General features: G+C 73.7%; 1 protein-coding gene. It reads right to left on the bottom strand.

Annotated features, from left to right (window positions below):
• Positions 1 to 45: 45 nt before the first annotated feature.
• Positions 46 to 1,587, bottom strand: coding sequence for a histidine ammonia-lyase (hutH, locus tag ACFUN8_RS37280; RefSeq protein WP_383647869.1), 1,542 nt, complete (start codon positions 1,585 to 1,587; stop codon positions 46 to 48).
• Positions 1,588 to 1,766 lie beyond the last annotated feature (179 nt).

The raw sequence follows: 1,766 nt of genomic DNA, 5'->3' as shown, positions 1-1,766 counted from the left end.
GGCCCGGCACAGCCGGGCGGCCCCCTCCGCGTACACCCCTCGGCGTCAGGCCAGCGGACCGGTCACCGGCTCCACCGCGGCCACCAGCCGGCCCTCGTGCACGAACGTGTCGGCCGCCGCGAGATCCGGCGCCAGGAACCGGTCGGGACCCGGCCCCTCGATCCCCGCCGCACGCACCGCCTCGATGGCGGCCCGCGAGGCGGGCGCGGGCACCAGGCCCGTACGCAGCTCGATCGCGCGGGTCGCCGCGTACATCTCCACCGCGACGATGCGCGTCAGATGCGCGACGGCCGTACGGAGCTTGCGCGCCGCCGACCAGCCCATCGACACATGATCCTCCTGCATCGCCGACGACGGGATGGAGTCGACGGACGCCGGGACGGCCAGCCGCTTCATCTCGCTGACCAGCGCGGCCTGCGTGTACTGGGCGATCATCAGGCCCGAGTCGACACCGGGGTCGTCCGCGAGGAAGGCGGGCAGGCCGTGCGAGCGGTTCTTGTCGAGCAGCCGGTCCGTACGGCGCTCGGCGATGGAGCCGAGGTCGGCGGCGACGATCGCGAGGAAGTCCAGGACGTACGCCACGGGGGCGCCGTGGAAGTTGCCGTTGGACTCCACGCGCCCGTCCGGCAGCACGACCGGGTTGTCCACGGAGGACGCCAGCTCGCGATCGGCCACGATCCGGGCGTACGCCAGGGTGTCCCGGCCCGCACCGGCGACCTGCGGGGCGCAGCGCACGGAGTACGCGTCCTGCACCCGGGGCGCGGCGTCCTCCTGGAAGTGCCCGGTCAGCCCGGACCCGTCGAGCACCCGCAGCATGTTGTCGGCGCTGGCGCCCTGGCCGGGGTGCGGGCGGATGGCGTGCAGCTCGGGGGCGAGGACCTTGTCCGTGCCGAGCAGGGCCTCCAGGGTCAGCGCGGCGGTGATGTCGGCGGAGGTGTAGAGCCGCTGGAGGTCGGCGAGGGCCATGACCAGCATGCCGAGCATCCCGTCGGTGCCGTTGAGGAGCGCGAGACCCTCCTTCTCGCGCAGCTCGACGGGCGCGATGCCGTGCGCGGCGAGCAGCTCACCGGCGGGCCTCAGCGTGCCGTCAGGGCCCTCGGCGTCGCCCTCGCCCATCAGCGTCAGCGCGCAGTGGGACAGCGGCGCGAGGTCGCCGGAGCAGCCGAGGGAGCCGTACTCGTGGACGAGGGGGGTGATCCCCGCGTTCAGCACGTCCGCCATGGTCTGCGCGACCTGCGGGCGTACGCCGGTGTGCCCGGACGCGACGGTCTTGAGCCGCAGGAACATCAGCGCCCGCACGACCTCGCGCTCGACGCGGGGGCCCATCCCGGCGGCGTGCGACCGCACGATGTTGCGCTGGAGCCGCCCCCGCAGGTCCGGACCGATGGCCCGGCTGGCGAGCGCGCCGAAGCCGGTGGAGACGCCGTACACGGGCTCGGGCTTGGCGGCGAGCGCGTCGACGATCTCGCGGGCGGCGGCGAGCGCGGCGAGGGCCTCGGCGGAAAGCTCGACGCGGGCGTTGCCGCGGGCGACGGCGACGACGTCTTCGGCGGTGGTGCCGGAGGTCCCCACGACGACAGTGTGCATATCCATATTCAGGAGCGTACGTACTGAAACTCAACGTGTCACTAGTAGGGGTTTCGTTTGCCGGGTCCGCCCGGTGGTCGGGTTGTCCTCAGGCGCCGGACGGGCTGGGTGGGTTGCGGTGGTGGCCGGGTGCCGCTCCGGGGTCATGGCCGGACGGCGTGACTTACGCCGCGTGCAGG

It is taken from the genome of Streptomyces sp. NPDC057307, from assembly GCF_042667665.1.
Taxonomy (GTDB): Bacteria; Actinomycetota; Actinomycetes; order Streptomycetales; family Streptomycetaceae; genus Streptomyces.
The sequence above is the reverse complement of the archived record's forward strand: the minus strand, read 5'-3'. Positions and strand labels throughout refer to the sequence as shown.

What these genes read in the sequence shown, in the direction of transcription:
- hutH (WP_383647869.1), bottom strand. Translation starts at nt 1,587, where the DNA reads ATGCACACTGTCGTCGTGGGGACCTCCGGCACCACCGCCGAAGACGTC.